At 49.1% G+C, this 17,370-nt stretch carries 11 protein-coding genes; all 11 read left to right on the top strand.

The window, feature by feature from the left end; all coding sequences use genetic code 11:
* The first annotated feature begins 41 nt into the window (after nt 1-41).
* The 11 genes from E0698_RS17395 (at nt 42) to E0698_RS17345 (ending at nt 17,362) form a co-directional block, all read left to right on the top strand.
* Nucleotides 42-638, top strand: a complete 597-nt coding sequence (locus tag E0698_RS17395; protein WP_192512359.1) for an ECF transporter S component — start codon at nt 42-44, stop codon at nt 636-638.
* Nucleotides 638-2,122, top strand: a complete 1,485-nt coding sequence (locus tag E0698_RS17390) for an ABC transporter ATP-binding protein (RefSeq protein WP_192512358.1) — start codon at nt 638-640, stop codon at nt 2,120-2,122. Before E0698_RS17395 ends, E0698_RS17390 begins: the two co-directional genes overlap by 1 nt.
* Nucleotides 2,097-2,888, top strand: a complete 792-nt coding sequence (locus E0698_RS17385) for an energy-coupling factor transporter transmembrane component T family protein (protein ID WP_192512357.1) — start codon at nt 2,097-2,099, stop codon at nt 2,886-2,888. The genes E0698_RS17390 and E0698_RS17385 overlap by 26 nt, the downstream gene beginning before the upstream one ends.
* Nucleotides 2,889-3,028: 140 nt before the next feature.
* A complete protein-coding gene (locus E0698_RS17380; RefSeq protein WP_192512356.1) occupies nt 3,029-3,754 on the top strand; it encodes a methionine ABC transporter ATP-binding protein in 726 nt (241 codons plus the stop codon).
* The gene (locus E0698_RS17375) at nt 3,747-4,418 is read left to right on the top strand and encodes a methionine ABC transporter permease (protein WP_192512355.1); all 672 of its coding nucleotides are present in this window, start codon (nt 3,747-3,749) and stop codon (nt 4,416-4,418) included. Before E0698_RS17380 ends, E0698_RS17375 begins: the two co-directional genes overlap by 8 nt.
* 277 nt (nt 4,419-4,695) lie before the next feature.
* Entirely contained in the window at nt 4,696-5,553 is an 858-nt protein-coding gene (locus E0698_RS17370) for a MetQ/NlpA family ABC transporter substrate-binding protein (protein WP_134911038.1), read from the top strand.
* A 348-nt stretch (nt 5,554-5,901) separates the two neighbouring features.
* The gene (locus E0698_RS17365; RefSeq protein ID WP_149095928.1) at nt 5,902-6,321 is read left to right on the top strand and encodes a hypothetical protein; all 420 of its coding nucleotides are present in this window, start codon (nt 5,902-5,904) and stop codon (nt 6,319-6,321) included.
* 15 nt (nt 6,322-6,336) lie between these two features.
* Nucleotides 6,337-11,307, top strand: a complete 4,971-nt coding sequence (locus E0698_RS17360) for a DUF4132 domain-containing protein (RefSeq protein WP_192512354.1) — start codon at nt 6,337-6,339, stop codon at nt 11,305-11,307.
* 179 nt (nt 11,308-11,486) lie between these two features.
* Nucleotides 11,487-12,470, top strand: a complete 984-nt coding sequence (locus tag E0698_RS17355) for a Gfo/Idh/MocA family protein (protein ID WP_192512353.1) — start codon at nt 11,487-11,489, stop codon at nt 12,468-12,470.
* Between the two features lie 516 nt (nt 12,471-12,986).
* Nucleotides 12,987-15,716, top strand: coding sequence for a glycoside hydrolase family 3 C-terminal domain-containing protein (locus E0698_RS17350; RefSeq protein ID WP_192512352.1), 2,730 nt, complete (start codon nt 12,987-12,989; stop codon nt 15,714-15,716).
* 128 nt (nt 15,717-15,844) lie between these two features.
* Entirely contained in the window at nt 15,845-17,362 is a 1,518-nt protein-coding gene (locus tag E0698_RS17345; protein WP_192512351.1) for a glycoside hydrolase family 30 protein, read from the top strand.
* Nucleotides 17,363-17,370: the final 8 nt, after the last annotated feature.

Raw genomic sequence — 17,370 nt, 5'->3', positions numbered from 1 at the left:
GCCACGAGGCCCATTTTAAGGGAAAAGGGGAGTACATCATAATGAATACTGCTGTAAAAGCGTCTAAAGGATTGAAGCTGACGGATATTTTGGTCACGATTGTGATCGCCGTCGTGTTCGGGTTGGTCTATAAAATATGGGGGCCTGCGTATGATCTGGTGAAACCGCTTGGGCTGAACGCCGAGCAATTGGTGTACGGCATGTGGTTTATGGCGGGCACATTCGCATACCTTATTATCCGCAAGCCGGGAGTTGCGATTTTGGCAGAGGTCGCAGCGGCAACGGTCAGTGCTTTTTTGGGAAGTGAATGGGGGATGTCCACCTTGTACTACGGCTTGCTGCAAGGATTGGGAGCAGAACTGTTCTTTGCGGTTTTTCTGTACCGGAACGCTAACCTGTGGGTCACTTCGTTGGCTGCGGCTGGATCGGCTATCGTCTCTCTGATTTTAGACTTCAGTTACGGGTATATTGATCAGCTTTCGACCTGGAACTATGTTTTGTATGTTGGATTCCGGATGATTGGCAGTATTGTGATTGCCGGGGTGTTCGCGTTCTATCTGGCTAAGGCGCTGGAAGTCACCGGAGTGACACGTACCTTAAGACCAGCAACGGAACAGGATTACAAGGGGCTGGACTGATGAGTTTGTTTGCCGAAGATGTGGTGGCGTCGGTCACTCGTCTTCGTTTGAAATTTCCCGGTGAGCAGGAGCTGCTTTTTCACAATATGTCTGTATCCGTCTGCAAGGGGGAAAAGCTGCTGCTGCTTGGACCGAGTGGATGTGGTAAATCAACGCTGCTCCAGGTGCTGAGCGGTCTGATTCCATGCACGATAGAAGTGCCGATGAAATGTGATGCTGCTGTCATTCCGGCGCGTGCGGGTGTTGTATTTCAAGATCCGGATACGCAGTTTTGTATGTCGTATGCGGACGAGGAACTGGCTTTTGTATTGGAAAATAATCAGGTTCCCCGGGAGCAAATGCCTTCTCGTATCCGCGAGCTGCTGACGCAGGTCGGTCTTTCGACGGATGAAATACATATGCCGATTGGCAGCATGTCTCAGGGCATGAAGCAACGGCTGGCGATTGCGTCTGTGCTGGCGATGGAGCCGGAGGTGCTTTTTCTGGATGAGCCGACGGCTTTGCTGGATGAAGAAGGCACCGCACAGGTGTGGGATACGATTCGCCACATTTCGGCAGATCAGACGCTAGTGATTGTGGAGCATAAAATTAATGAAATTGTCCATGATGTGGACCGGATTGTGGTGCTTTCTGCTCAAGGGGAAATCATGGCGGACGGGACTGCGGAGGAGGTATTTCATAAGCATCGGCAGGAGTTGTCTGATTATGGTGTCTGGTATCCGGGCGTATGGGATGAGGCATCTTCACCACGTTGGAGTGAACAAGGGGCACAGGAGCATGGAGTGGGGAATGACTGCGGGGCGTTCATCTTGGCAGCGGGTACTCCTATACTGGAGCTGAAGCATTTCAGCGGTCTTCGGGGTTCGAACTCAGTCATTTATGTAGAGCAAGCGCAGGTGAAGCCGGGGGACTGGATTGGTGTGGTCGGTGAAAATGGGGTTGGTAAAAGCTCGCTGCTGCTCTCCATGATGCGCTTAATCCGAACGCAGGGAAGTTACAGCGTGGACGGAATAGAGGCTGGCGGTACGGAACAGCTGGCAGAGCGTATCGCGTTCGTGTTTCAAAATCCGGAGCTGCAATTCGTAGCGCACACCGTTCGGAAGGAACTGGAGTATTCGCTGCCGGAGAGCTTGTTTATGGATGAACAGCGCCGGGAGCGAGTGGATCGAATGCTCGTACAGTTTGGGCTGGAACGGCTGGATGAACGTCATCCGTATCAGCTTTCGTTGGGGCAAAAAAAGTGGCTGAGCATTGCCACAGCCATTATCCGTGAGCCAGCGGTGCTGCTGCTGGATGAGCCGACCTTTGGGCAGGATGCGCGTAATACCTTTGTCATGCTGGACATGCTGGAACAGCTTAGAGCGGCAGGCACGGCGATTGTGATGGTCACGCATGACCCGGAAATTGTCCGTCGATATTGCACGGATATATGGCGGATACAGAAGGGGGAACTGCGGCATGAACCTGTTTTTTCCCCATCATGAAACATGGCTTCACCGGGTTAATCCGGGATTAAAGCTTGTTATGTTTTCCTTGTTGTTCGTGGTCGTCATTCTGATTCACAATCCGAACGTGATGTTCAATGTAGCGTGCGCTATGCTGCTGTTGCTCGTCTGGTCAGGCCATCCGTGGAAGCGACTGCTGCTGTATGGTTCTCCCTTTATACTGGTGTTTATTTCAACCTCCACAGGCATGATGATGTTCGGCAAAGGGGTGACGACCTGGTGGACATGGGGCCTGATCCATATTACGCAGGAAAGCTTTTATCGGGGAATGCATCTTGGATTTCGTGCACTGAGTATGGCGGCGGCAGGATTATTATTTGGTTTGACGACACGCCCGGTGAACCTGTTTTATTCGCTGATGCAGCAATGGAGGCTTCCTCCGAAATATGCGTACAGCTTTTTGGCGGCGATGCGGATGATGCCGATGATGCTGGAGGAATTCCAAACGTTGAGACATGCCCACCGCATTCGGGGTGTACATCAGCATGTGTCCAAATGGAATATGTATGCTACGCTCCGCAGATATGCGATTCCGCTGCTGGCTCAAAGCATCCGGCGCGCCCAGCGAATTGCTATTGCCATGGAGGCCAAGGGTTTTGCCAATGAGACCAAGCGCACGTATTATTATGAGATCCGTCATTCGGCTGTAGATATCGTGTTTATTTGTTATTTTGTGGTGATGATTGCACTGGCTTGGGGACTTGGTATCCAGTTTCCTTATGTGGGGACATGGGATGTACGCTAATTGTTGCCAAAAGGCTTTGCCGGGTTTCTGCCCTGTGGTATATTAATGCAATGGGAAATGACGGCTCGCATAAACCCGCCTGGTCTGGCGGGCTTTATTACGTATTCCCTGAGAAATGGATCATCAGGAGGCCAGGTTTCATGATTACGCTGCATCAGGCAAGCAAGCATTATACGACCTCAAGCGGCCCATTTCATGCGGTTCAATCCGTGTCCCTTCATGTGGAGGAAGGGGAAATTCACGGTATCATAGGTGCCAGCGGTGCCGGTAAGTCAACGTTGCTCCGGCTGATGAATGTATTGGAACAGCCGGATGAGGGAAATGTGGTTGTAAATGGAGACGAGCTGACCCGCATGCCGGAAAAACGTCTTCGTGAAGCGCGGCGATCCATCGGGATGATTTTTCAGCATTATCATCTCGTCCACAACCGTACGGTTAGTGGCAATGTGGCAATGCCGCTGGAGCTGGCAGGCGTACCGAAAAAAGAGAGAGCGGTACGCGTGCGCGAATGCCTGCAATTCGTCGGCCTGGCTGACAAGGCGGAGCAGTATCCAGCACAGTTGAGCGGAGGCCAGAAGCAACGTGTGGCGATTGCCAGAGCGCTGGCGAATCGACCTGCGGTGCTTCTTTGTGATGAGCCGACCTCGGCGCTTGATCCGCAGACAACGGCGGATATTCTAGGCGTGTTGCGGGAGATCAACCGTGAGTTGGGCGTTACGATTGTGATCGTGACGCACGATATGGACGTGGTGCGGAGTATTTGTAGCCGCGTTTCGGAGATGCGGGATGGGCGACTGCTTTCAACGCAGCCTGTAGGCGATCCATCGGACAGTTCAAAAGCGGGAGAAGGTGAAGCTCATGAATGAAACGCTGAGCATCATTGCACAGTATCAGTCCGAGATATGGAAGGCCATCGGAGAGACGTTTATCATGGTGGGTATTTCTATCGCAGCAGCTGTACTGTTAGGTCTTCCGGCAGGAACGATTTTATATTTGTGCGGTAAAGGGCAAAAATATGAAAATCGGCTGGTGTTCACCATACTGAACAGTTTGGTCAACGTCATTCGCTCGTTCCCGTTCTTGCTGCTGGTCGTGTTTATGATTCCATTTACACGTCTCGTGGTGGGTACGGCGCTGGGTACGATGGCAGCTACGGTTCCCATGTCAGTGGTAGCTATTGCCTACTATTCAAGGCTGGTGGAACAGTCTCTGCTGGATGTGCCCAAGGGTGTAATCGAAGCTGCCACTTCTATGGGGGCGTCTACCCTCCAGCTTATTTTTAAATTTTTGTACGTGGAAGCCCGTTCGGGGCTTGTACTTGGCTTGACCACGTCCACTATCAGCTTCATTTCCTACTCCACGGTGATGGGCATTGTGGGCGGCGGCGGCGTGGGTGATTTCGCCATCCGCTACGGTTATCAGCGTTTTGAAACCGGATTGATGGCGTTCACCATCGTCGTCATGATTATTTTCGTGCAAACGATCCAGTTCACCGGAAGCACCATATCCCGCCGGATCGACAAGCGATAGTATATTGTAGCTTGCTTGTAGGCACTACATCTGCACCACCCACCATGGGAAATGAGAATGACTTTACAGTGCCTCAAAAGCGTAGCGGGCAGAATTGTTCTAAAGAAGCGATAGCGTTCGCCTTTACCCCCGGATTTTTACCTTATAATGTTTTACTAAATGAAAAAAATCCGGGGGTAACAGCGATCGGAAGAACAATCTGCACGCGAAGCGGCTCCCCCTCTGTAACTCACTCTCCTCTTCCCAATCACAAATTTACTTGGAGGTTCCTCACCTAATGAGTCGGAAAAACAACCTGAAAACTAACCTGAAATTACTTACACTATTCGCTGTCGTCATGCTGCTGGTTGCCGGATGCGGCGGTCAAAAGCAGGCGGCACAAGAAACACAGCCTAAAGAAGCGACTTCTCAAAAAGAAGTGACTTTGAAAGTGGCAACGCTGATTCCCCCGATGACGGATGTATTGGATATCGTAAAACCATTGCTCAAACAGGACGGAGTTAATCTGGAAATCGTCGTGCTGTCGGACAATATTCAACCCAATAACGCACTGGCAGCCCATGAAGTGGATGCAAACTTCTTTCAGCATGCTCCTTTTATGCAACAATACAATGAAAGCAACAAGTCTGATCTGGTAGCAGTCAAACCGATTTACAACGCCATCTATGGAGCGTACTCTAAAAAATACAAGAACATTAAAGACCTGCCCGAAGGTGCGACGATTGCGATTGCCAACGACCCGGCAAATACCGGACGTTCTCTCGTAATGATGGAGCAAAACGGTCTGATCAAGCTTAAAGAAGGTGTAGGCTATAATGCCACACAGGCTGATATTATTGAAAACAAGAAAAAGTTTGTGTTCAAAGAAGTCGATCTGTTAATGCTGGCGCGGTCGCTGGATGATGTGGACATGGCTGCCATGTATCCCGCTTATGCCAAGCCGTTGGGCCTGACACCGAAGAAGGACGCGTTAATTACTGAAAAGGACGATACTCACTTTGCTATTAATCTGGTAGCGCGCAAGGATAATGCGGATTCGGATGCCATTCAAAAGCTGGCGAAGCGAATGACTGGTCCGGAGGTTCGTAAATTTTTCGAGGATAATTACAAGGACAGCGTTGTCCCAGCATTTTAAATAAATACGAGTGTTGAAACGTTGTTTTATGATTAGTTGCGGCCTGTATAAGGTAATGAAGTCTGTGATGAGCAGATGGAGTTCCTTGTACAGGTCTTTTTCTTTTCTATCCTTAATATGGATATTTTTTATCGAAAACAGGGTAAAAAGTCTTAGTTTTTAAGTTTACTGGGCGTGATATGGCTGTGATTTTTGGTCATATAGGGCGATGGAGTATTGCTTGGGAACATATTAAAATAAATATACGAACAAACATTCGTTTTCGATTTCGTTAACGGTGTCTTTGTATGGGTGGAAAATTCAACTGACAACGGGTCAGAAGCGGGAGCAAGAAGGAAGGGGAACGACATGAAGCTGGCTGTAACTGTAAAAAGTTTGGGAAAACGAAAGCCGGAACTCGCAAAACAGGAAATGGAGCTGAATCCTGCCCCTGAAACTTTGCGAGAGCTAATTGCTGCTACCGTCGCCCTGAATGTTCGCAGACTGCGTGAAAAGCAGGAGAGTGTCGCATTGATCCCGTTCCTCACAGGGCAGGAGGTTCAGGCGCAGGGCGAGACAGGCAAGGTAGGATTCGGCTCCATCTATAATGATGGTGTTCCTGATGTGGAGGATGCGGTAAACACGGCGATGCAGGCTTTTGAAGACGGCTTGTACAGGGTTTTTGTACGTGACGAGGAAGCTACTGTGCTGGATGCCCCTTTGTTGCTTGAGGATGGAGACGAGATTGTATTTATACGGTTCACAATGTTGGCCGGAAGCCTATGGTAGAGGGGGAAATGAAATATGCATCAGGAGAAAAATGAGCAGGAATATTTCACCGAACTGAAGGGGCGCGCGGCGCAACTGGATGGACAACAACAGGAATTGGCCCAACATGTTATGGAACTGGGTCGAATTCATTACATACGCGAGGATGAGGAGCCTTTTAACGAATGCCAGCGCATATTAAAAGTACAGGCAGAAGCAAGCGGGGAGCCGCTGTTCAAGCCACTGGCAGAGGTGCTACGTCAGTTGATTGGAACAACGGCCGGGGATGTGTTTGCATATATAACGGAGCATGTGACTGAATATCCTTACAGTACAGGGTATGAGCGTAAACCGTTCCGTACCTCGGATATCACATTCCATACTTCGCGGATTTATAAAAGAATGGTGCAGCTTATCCGAATGGACTGGATCGGCTTCTCGCTTATAGATTATTTAACGAAAAAGGATTATGAACATGGGAATGACTATCGGATTCAAGAGACGATTAGTGATTGGATAGCCTATGAGTTGGACAACGGTAATCCGCAGGTCTTGGAGGCGCTAAAGGGTATTATTTATGGCGATAACCAGACTGCGCTTCTTACGCGTGCCATGATTAAAGGAATGCTCTTGAGCCATCAAGAGGAGAATTACCATATGATCGGCGAGCTTTTGGCAGCTGCCAAGCTTCAGGAGGGATTGCGCCAAAGCATCGTGGAACAAATGGATGAAGGAACCCCGGAGGCTCTTGTATATCTGTTGAAGGTGATTATCGACCAGGGTTTCATTCGTTACAGCTCGGTGGTACGGGCGCTTGCGGTATGGACAGGCCTGGGCTTGGAGTCTGCTAATCAGCGGGTGGTTCGCCAACTGATCGAGCAGGCGTATGAAGCATTGACAAATAGCGGGCTGCGTCAGGAATGGCTGACTAGCGCGAATGCCAATGAGGTATATATGAGCTTGTGGGCTACCGCAGTACATGAGGAACATGATCTGTATGGACAGGTTCGACAAGTCATGGAGCAGGGAGCACCTTATCAGAAGATTGTAGCGCTTTATGTACTCTCTAACAGTGAAAACAAGGATGTGCGTCTGGGGATTGCCAGAGAATATCTGAATGAGACGAACCCGGAGCTTCAATATTGGGTATTGACGAACTACACAAGTAATTATTTTTACGAATGGGTAGAAGGCGGGACGGTCGCCGATCGGATCGTTAAAGTGGTGCGTACTCCATTACTGGAAAATAAAGAAGAGCGGCGTAAGGATTTTAAGCGACTTCATGCTCTGTTTGAACAGATGAAAAAAGGCGAGTCTACCGAGCCCTCCAAGGTACTGGATTTTGTAAACGTTTATCACCGTTCAGATGCACCGATTCAAAAAATGCTGTATCTCGCCAGTTATGATATGGACGCGACCTGGATCGGTGAAATCGTAGCTTTGAAGGATCAGATTAGCCCTGATCTGCGTGGCGAGCTGCTGAATCATTTTGTGCGGAATCCGGATGATACGGTGCAACGTGAATTTATTTTCTCAAGCCTGTCCGACAAAAGTATGAGCATTCGCGAGTTCGCTGTTGCCAAGGCACGCAAGCTGACGCTGGCGGAAGAAGAAATGCAGCAGATGGAGGGGCTCTTGAAGCTCAAGACGGGTTCCCTGCGGCAAAGTGTCATTGGTGTGCTGCTGGTACAGCCGGATAAGTCTCTGAATGGCTCGTTGGAACGGTTGCTTCGAGCAAAGGCGGAGCTGCAACGATTGGGCGGACTGGAAATATTGACGAAGATCTATGCAGACCCCGAGCGTGCCGAGCAGTATGAAACCCTCCAGCCTTTAGCAGATATTATCCAGCAGCCGACGGCTAAGGAAGAACAACTGCTGTCCAAGCTGGGGCAGGAGGATGCTTATACGGAGACAAACGGCTTTGGCTTGTACGAGCCCAATGCCAAGGAGGCTTGGTTAGAGCAACAGCCGGATCTGGGGGATTTCCGGTTGAGTGATGTTTTTGTGGGTTCACTGGAGAAGATGAAGCAATTCCTGAGCGGACTGAATGAGCTTGTCCACCAGCATCGTGATGTAGAATATACCGCTGAGTATTATTCGGGTTACAAAGAAACGCTGCTAATCGGCGCTAATTTTCGTACCGTGCGGTTGGCTCAGCCTAATGAGGAAGCAGTTTCCATGCTGTCTTTATATCCTCTTCACGAGGAATGGAGTCGTTATTTGCAGGAGAGCGACATGGAAGCCAGTGAACTGCTAGAGCTTGTTTTATATGACCGATTGGAGTCTATGGATCAAACACTTGACCGTTATTACCGTTATTTCTCTAATCATAACATGGACTATTCAGAACTGAGCAAGCACAAGCTGCTGGAAGGATGGCGTAAAGATTTCGCTGAACAAATGTATCCTTTAGATCGAATTAACGAGATGCAGCGATGGATAGCAGAGCTGACGTATAACGATCAGGTAAGCACGCTGATTAATGCTTATTTTCTGGACACTCCCGGTGATAAAACCTTTGATACCATTGATTTCTCGTTGAATACATTGATGCAAGCTATGCCGAAGGACAGACCTGCTGAGGACATGGGAATGCTGCACCTGCTGTCCAGCCCGTGGATCGGGTTGGAGAAAGGGCGTGTATATGATGATGAGTCCTTTAAACGTTTTTTCCATACTTTTGTAAACTATAATGAGCTGGCAGGCGTATTAAATCACTTTTATTCACCGCTGGAGCTGGAGGATTATTTTAAAGCGTATGAAAAAGGGCTGATCGATGTAGGAGAAGTGTATCGGGAACTGTTGGCTGGCAGTGACAGCAGAAGACATATGAGTTCCTTAACGAATGCCCGCAATACATGGATTGCCAGCAATCCGGAATTTTTGGAAATACGGCGTACGGTTATTGACCGACTGCTGGAGGTTGAATTGGTTCGAGGTGATTTGCCTACCGAGGCCACGCCAAAAGTGATGGGATTGAGCCGAATTGAAGGCATGGATTATTTCCTCCGTATTCTGGATGGACTCGACAAGGAAACGTTCGTGCGTGGTTATGTGTATGGCTACGGCGATCGTATCACCAAAAAAGAATCGTTCAGCCACTTGCTCAAGGCATGTTATCCGCGTGATGGCGAGGATTCTTTTTTGCTGAAGGAAAAGCTGAGTAACGCTAAAATTACGGATAAACGTCTGCTGGAGGCGGCAATGTATGCTCCACAGTGGATTGAAATTGTAGCAGGCTACCTCGGATGGGAAGGTCTTCGCAGTGCTGCATGGTACTTCCATGCGCATATAAATGAAGGTTTTTCCGCCGAGAAGGAAACGATTGTAGCTCATTATTCGCCGATTGCTCCGCAGGATTTTAATGATGGAGCCTTCGATATTCACTGGTTTCATGAGGCCTATGAGACGTTGGGCGAGGAACGTTTTGATCTGCTGTACGACTGTGCCAAATATATTTCGGCCGGAGCCAATCATCGCCGATCCCAGTTATTTGCGGATGCGACGCTGGGTAAGCTGAAACTGAGTGAAATGAAAAAGTCGGTGGAAGACAAACGGAACAAGGAACATTTGCTGACCTACAGTCTGATTCCTCTTGTCAAACCTCCTGAACCAGATGTACGGGAACGTTATGACTTCATCCAGAAGTTTCTGGAACAGAGCAAAAAATTCGGGGCACAGCGTAAGGCCAGTGAAGCTCTGGTTTCACGAATTGCGCTTGGGAATTTAGCACGTAATGCAGGTTACGATGATGTAACCCGGCTCGTGTGGGACATGGAAGCCCGTAAGCTGGAGGATCTTCGGTCTTATTTTGAGCCACATGCTTTGGAAGAGGCCACAACGATACAGTTGGTCATTGATGAAGAAGGAACGGCAGATATTGAGATTGTCAGCAAAGGGAAGACGCTGAAATCTATTCCGGCTCGCTTCAAGAAGGATGAGTATGTTGCTGCGTTGAAGGAGCTTAAAGGCGATCTGGTGGATCAGTACCGTAGAGCCCGCAAGGAATTGGAGCGCTCTATGGAGTCCGGCACGGCCTTTATGATGAAGGAATTAACGGGATTATTAGGCAACCCTGTGCTTGCTCCGTTGGTGCGAACGCTAGTTTTCAAGGCTGGAGATCGCTTGGGATATTTCAATGAAGATACATCAGGGTTGGCCGATCCTTCGGGTCAACAGTATCCCGTAGGTGAAGAGGACAAGCTGATCATTGCTCATCCGCTCCATTTGTACGAAAGTGGTCGTTGGAGCGACTTCCAGAAGGATTTATTTGACCGCCAGATTCGGCAGCCGTTTAAACAGGTGTTCCGTGAGCTGTATTTGCCTAATGCAGATGAACGTGCAAGTGCCACCGTTTCCCGTCGATATGCAGGACATCAGGTACAGCCGAATAAAACGGTAGCCCTGCTGAAAGGTCGCCAGTGGACGGTCAGCTATGAGGAAGGACTCCAGAAGGTGTATTATGCCGAAAACCTGATTGCTAACCTGTACGCGATGGCAGATTGGTTCTCACCAGCCGATACCGAGGCTCCTACACTGGAGATGGTGCAATTCTTTGATCGGACAACGTATAAGAGTGTGCCGTTGGAGGAAGTTCCTCCAGTGCTGTTCTCGGAAGTCATGCGGGATGTAGATTTGGTCGTCAGTGTCGCCCATGTGGGCGGTGTTGATCCGGAAGCCAGTCTTACGACCATTGAAATGCGCAGCGTTATTGTGCAGGAATCGCTGCGTTTGCTGAAAATCAGTAATGTACGTTTGGATGGGAATTATGCGCGTGTAGACGGCAGCCTTGGTGAATATGCGGTGCATTTAGGAAGCGGCGGTGTCTACAAGCAGGCGAAGGGAGCGCTGCATATCATTCCGGTGCATTCGCAGCATCGTGGGCGCATCTTCCTGCCGTTCCTGGATGAAGATCCAAGAACAGCCGAGATTTTATCCAAAATTGTACTGCTGGCTGAGGATCAGAAAATCAAAGATCCGCAAATTCTTACGCAGCTTCAGGCGTAAGATAGAAGCTGTGATATAGAGATTCATTTTGAAGTAGCGTGAAGCCCTGTCCATGCAGATCCGTGTGGCGGGGCTTCATCATTTATGCCAGATAATTCTTTTGTTCCTGACAGGCGTTTGCTAGAATAAAGGAGGTTGTGTAAGTCAACGTTGACCATATTGCAGGGAGGGACACGAGTATGAGCAAGAAGATCAAATGGGGAATTGTCGGCACGGGATGGATTGCAGATCAATTCGCCGCGGATTTGGTACATGTTACGAACGGGGAAGGGTACGCTGTTGGATCACGCACTATTGAAAGCGCTACCGAATTTGCAGCCAAGCACCAAATTGCACGCGCTTATGGAAGCTACGAGGAACTGACTCAAGATCCCGAGGTAGATGCTATATACATAGGCACTCCTCATCCTTTTCATAAAGAAAATGTTCTGACCGCTCTTCGGGCGGGGAAAGCCGTTCTGTGTGAGAAGCCTTTCACTGTGAATAGCGGGGAACTGGAGGAACTGATCGGCTTTGCGCGTGAACATAAGCTGTTCCTGATGGAAGCGATGTGGACACGCTTTTTGCCTACGATTCGCCAAGTGCGGGAGTGGATACATGCAGGACGAATTGGTGAGGTGAAGCTGGTTAAGGCGGAATTTGGTTTTCGCGTAGATTGGAATCCCGAGGGACGGCTACTGAACCCTGATTTGGGCGGAGGTGCTTTATTAGATACGGGGATTTATCCGGTTTCTTTTGCTTCGATGGTGTTTGGTCCTGAACCCAAGCATGTATGGAGTACCGCTCATATTGGGGAAACGGGCGTTGACGAGACGTTCTCCATCCTGCTGGATTACGGAAACGGGCGCACGGCTATGCTTAACGGGGCAGTTCGTCTCGGACTGACGAATGAGGCATACATCCATGGCACAAAGGGATATATCCACATTCCATCTTTCCTGAATAGCACGTCGGCTACTTTACATGTGGACGGCGAAGAGATACAAACCTTTCAGGATGACCGAGCTTCCACAGGGTATGCCTTTGAAGCAGAAGAAGTGGGGCGCTGCCTGAATGAAGGCTTATTCGAAAGTTCCACGATATCTTTGGATGAATCACTGGGCATTATGAAGCTGATGGATCAGATTCGCGCACAGTGGGAGCTTCGGTATCCTTTTGAGTAATTGAATTATGAATTGAATAAAAAATAAACCACTTAAAGTCCAGAGAGCTTTTGAAGCTCTTTGGACTTTTTTGTGTACATCGTTTGGAATTAATGCAATCCTCATAAATCGGCTCAATTCCAACTTTGGTCGCAGATTAAAGATGTTCATATGAGCACTGGAATGAGTGGGCCATACGAATCATTTTTTGTGATTTGAATTAGTTAAAAAATCGTCATATAAAAGTGACGAAAATGTAATAACATCGTCAGTTAACGGAATTGGTAACGCTCTCTTTCTATGAAAATAAATGATGGTCCTAGGGAGTGGTTTCCAGAATTTTTCAATGAAATTTTCAGAAATGTACGGTAGGGTGTTGTACATGTCACTTGAGTCAGTGCGGCTTTTGCTGACTTGCTTGCTTATCTCGTGGCTTTTGATTCTTGTCGGAGCTCGCAGGATCAAGAGCCTTTGCAAGCCTGTGAGAGCTGAATTGGCATTCATCTCATGATCTAACATCAAGGAGGAATTACAAACGTGAAAGTGAAATCAACATGGTTGTTTCGTATGATGATGATGACCGTCATTGCGGCTGTTGTGATCGGACCGATGAATATTGCAGGAGCGGCAGGAAGCCGGACAGACCGGCCCTGGATGAATACGTCCCTTTCGGCTGAAGAACGAACGACGCTGTTATTGAAGGAAATGACGCTGGAAGAAAAAATAGATTTGGTGACTGGCAAGGTCAACAATTATTATGGATTTTACAATGATCCGATTGAGCGTTTGGGTATTCCGGCGCTGACGATGGCAGATGGTCCTGGCGGGGTGCGCATCGCCAATCCGGACGTTCAGAACAAGCAATCTACTGCACTGCCAGCTCCAATTGCGTTAGCTGCAACATGGGATACCAAAGCTGCCAAACAGTACGGTGATCTGATCGGAGACGAGGCTTTTAATACGATTCATAATGTTGTACTCGGACCGGGGATGGATATTGCTCGCATTCCATGGGGATCGCGGAACTTTGAATCTATGGGTGAGGACCCGCTGCTGCAATCGCAAATGGCGACCGCTTATGTCAAAGGTGTACAAAGCCATCCTGTGTTGGCCACAGCCAAGCATTATCTTATGAATAATCAGGAGACGGAGCGCTTCACGACGAATGTCAAAGTCAGTGACCGTGCGCTGCATGAAATTTACATACGTCCCTTTCAGGAGGTTATTGCCAAGGCTGATTTGGGAGGGGCGATGTGCTCTTTTAACAAGGTCAACGGCGAGCCTGCTTGTGAGAACAAGACCCTCTTGACGGACCTCTTGAAGAAGGAGCTTCAATTCAAAGGTTTCATAATGAGCGATTACGGTGCGAACCTGAGTACAGTAGAGTCCGCTAATGCGGGCTTGGACCTTGAAACACCGGGTACACCTTTTGGTAAATGGGGAGATCAACTGCTGACTGCTGTCAAGAACGGCAAGGTAAGTGAGAAAACAGTTGATGATAAGGCTGAGCGTATTTTGGTGCAAATGTTCAGTAAAGGGTTGTTTGATCATCCGGTTAAAAATAAGCAGATTGATGCCCGTGACCATGGCAAGACAGCCCGCCAATTGGCTGAGGAGAGCATGGTGCTGCTGCAAAATAAAAATAATACTTTGCCAATTTCCAAGGATAAGCTCAAATCCATTGCTGTTATCGGTCCCGATGCAGATAATGGCACTGTAGCAGGTGGAGGCAGTTCGTTGGTGAACCCAACGTATACTGTAAGTCCGTTAGAGGGAATCCGCAATCGTGTCGGCAAAGGGGTTACCGTCCAATATGCACCGGGTACGGACCCGATTTCTGCGGGAGACATTATGCCGGGCCCATCGGCTGTACCATCCTCATTGCTGACCACATCCGACAAAAAAGAGGATATCAGCGTTGGGTATGCCACTTATGGAGATGACGAGCAGGGACTGCGGGGCGAATACTGGAAGAACAACAAAATGGAGGGTAGTCCGGTTCTTGTGCGTAATGATGGTCAGGTCAACATGAACCTTGGATTTTATAATTATCAGGGCTTTAATGCGAAGTCCCCTAAAGTTCCCAATACGCCAACGACACTTAACGGCTTGATATCGGCGCGCTGGACGGGAGCAATTGCAGCACCTAAGGATGGCGATTATGCATTATCTTTAACCAGTTTGGGATCAAGCAAGCTATATCTCGATGACAAGCTATTTGTGGATAATCAGGGCATGAAGCTGGGTACCACGAAGAAAAACATCTCGCTCAAAGCAGGTGAAAAGCACAAGGTGCGGATCGAATATCGTGCCGATTATCCGACAAATGGCCGTGATTCCGGTGGGATGGTTCGTTTGGGCTGGGAACCTCCGGCAGATACGTCAGACAAGCTGATTGACAATGCTGTGAAGCTGGCGAAAAAGTCGGATGTTGCGATTATCGTTACACGTACTTATGAGAGCGAAGGTTATGTTGAGCGTTCCGATATGGAACTGCCAAACAATCAGGATCGGCTGATCCGTGCGGTTGCCGCGGCGAACCCGAAAACCATTGTTGTGCAAATGAGCGGCAGAGCTGTACAAATGGACACTTGGCAGAATAAAGTTCCCGCCATCATACAAGCATGGTTTGCTGGTCAAGAGCAGGGGAATGCCATAGCACGCGTTCTGTTCGGGGATGTGAATCCTTCCGGCAAGCTGCCCGTAACCTTCCCGGTTAACGAGCAGTCCACGCCGGTATCCTCACCGGAAAAATTCCCGGGTGTGAACGGAATAGGTGACTATTCGGATGGCATTTTTGTAGGCTACCGGGGATATGAGAAATCGGGAATTCAACCCGCATTTTCCTTCGGATATGGCTTATCCTATACGATGTTTGGCTATAGCGATCTGAAAACAAAACAGCACGCAAGCGGAAAGAAATCCAATCGTACGAATTCCGTCGAGGTCTCGCTGAAATTGAAAAATACCGGAAAAGTAGCTGGAGCAGAGGTTGTACAGGTGTACAGCGGTAAGCTTCCGACGAATGTAGAAACTCCATCGCGGCAATTGGCAGGCTGGTCCAAGGTCGAGCTGAAGCCGGGCCAAGAGAAAAATATCCGCGTGGAGCTGGACCCGAAAGCCTTCTCCTACTGGGACGAGAAATCTAAAGCATGGGTTATGCCATCGGGTGAAGTACCCATTTATGCAGGTAGCTCCTCTCAGGATATCCGTCTGACAGGAAGTGTTACCATTCCGGCAGCATCTACAGGAAAGACAGCGAAGTAACCCTGTTACATTTGTTCTAAAATGGTTATATTCAAGAGAGCGCGGGCATATGCACCGGCTCTCTTTTTGCGCTAGGTATGCAAGGGGGATTCCAAGTGAAAGCTGAAATAGAAGGAAGGCTGAGGACGATGAATAAACCCCAAAAGCAACGACGTTCCAACATGTGGCTGCTCGTAGCTGCAACTGCGATTTTGGTCTGTGCTATTCTGGTCAGTATTGCTATACGGAATAACCCTGAGCCGAAAGCAGAAAGTGACGTCAGCATGTGGCTGACGTCACCGGACCCGGCGAATCGCTTGACCCAGCAAGCTCCGATACATTGGAGTAACGATAATGCTAAAGGCAACACAGCGAACTCGAACGTACTGACGGTTGAGGTAAAGCCGGATATTCGTTACCAGACGATGGAGGGGTTCGGCGCAGCGGTATCCGGCTCGTCCGCTTATCTGATGATTCACGGCATGTCTCCGGATCAGCGTGACCAGTTACTCAACGATTTGTTTACCGCGAGCGGTATTCAATTGAGCTATATTCGCCACACCATCGGGGCATCCGATTATTCCGTGGATGAACAGGGACAGCCCAGCAGCTATACCTATGACGATGTGGCATCAGGCAAGGACTATGATCTGAACCACTTTTCCATTGCCAAGGATCGAGACGTGACGGATGTGCTAAAGCAGATCGTACGAAGAAATTCTGACCTTCGGATTATGGGAACCCCGTGGACTGCGCCGCCTTGGATGAAATATGGGGAGCAGACCTACAATGGCTGGTATTTGGACTATAACGATCCGCGCGTCTATTCCGCGTATGCTGACTATTTTGTACGTTATATTCGGGCTTATGCGAACGAAGGCATTCCGATTCAGGCGATTTCCATTCAAAATGAGCCGGAGTTCACCACGTCCAAGTATCCCAGCATGAGTATGGGGGCAGCCGAGCAGGCAAATTTTATTAAGCAATATCTGGGTCCTGCCTTAAGTCGGAACAAATTGTCTACCCAGATTATTGCTTTTGACCATAACTGGGATACCGGGAGTGACTATGCCCGCATGGTGATGGGAGATGAGCAAGCCCGAAGCTATACGCATGGCACGGCCTTTCACTGCTACAAAGGAGAGCCCACAGCGATGACAGACGTGCATAATGCCTTTCCGAATAAGGCCGTTTACATGACAGAATGCAGCGGGGGGCAGTGGAGTCCGGATTTTGGAGATAATTTGAGCTGGGATATGTCCAAGCTGATCATCGGCGCACCTCGCAACTGGTCGCAAAATGTCCTCTTCTGGAACGTGGCGCTGGATCCATCCGGCGGCCCGACAAATGGTGGCTGTACCAACTGTCGCGGCGTGGTTACCATTGATCCGTTGAGCGGTGCCATTACGAAAAATGTGGAATACTATGCGATTGGACATGCCAGCAAATTTGTCCGCCCGGGTGCGGTACGTATTGATTCCACGCAGTACAGCGGAAGTATTGAAACGGTCGCCTACCGTAACCCCGACGGTACCCTTGTCCTGATTGCTGCTAATACGGGAGCGGACGAGCGGACTTTCAAGATTCGGCAAGGAAGCAAAGTCTTCACTTGCAAGCTTCCGGCCAAATCGGCAGCTACCTTTCAATGGAACTCTTCGGCTTCATAAAAAGGCCA

The organism is Paenibacillus sp. 23TSA30-6 (assembly GCF_014858585.1).
GTDB lineage: Bacteria > Bacillota > Bacilli > Paenibacillales > Paenibacillaceae > Paenibacillus.
Note: the sequence above shows the minus strand (reverse complement) of the source record. Positions and strands in the feature narration are given on the sequence as shown.

Coding starts and splice junctions, on each gene's coding strand:
- E0698_RS17395 (WP_192512359.1), top strand. CDS start 42: ATGAATACTGCTGTAAAAGCGTCTAAAGGATTGAAGCTGACGGATATT.
- E0698_RS17390 (WP_192512358.1), top strand. CDS start 638: ATGAGTTTGTTTGCCGAAGATGTGGTGGCGTCGGTCACTCGTCTTCGT.
- E0698_RS17385 (WP_192512357.1), top strand. CDS start 2,097: ATGAACCTGTTTTTTCCCCATCATGAAACATGGCTTCACCGGGTTAAT.
- E0698_RS17380 (WP_192512356.1), top strand. CDS start 3,029: ATGATTACGCTGCATCAGGCAAGCAAGCATTATACGACCTCAAGCGGC.
- E0698_RS17375 (WP_192512355.1), top strand. CDS start 3,747: ATGAATGAAACGCTGAGCATCATTGCACAGTATCAGTCCGAGATATGG.
- E0698_RS17370 (WP_134911038.1), top strand. CDS start 4,696: ATGAGTCGGAAAAACAACCTGAAAACTAACCTGAAATTACTTACACTA.
- E0698_RS17365 (WP_149095928.1), top strand. CDS start 5,902: ATGAAGCTGGCTGTAACTGTAAAAAGTTTGGGAAAACGAAAGCCGGAA.
- E0698_RS17360 (WP_192512354.1), top strand. CDS start 6,337: ATGCATCAGGAGAAAAATGAGCAGGAATATTTCACCGAACTGAAGGGG.
- E0698_RS17355 (WP_192512353.1), top strand. CDS start 11,487: ATGAGCAAGAAGATCAAATGGGGAATTGTCGGCACGGGATGGATTGCA.
- E0698_RS17345 (WP_192512351.1), top strand. CDS start 15,845: ATGAATAAACCCCAAAAGCAACGACGTTCCAACATGTGGCTGCTCGTA.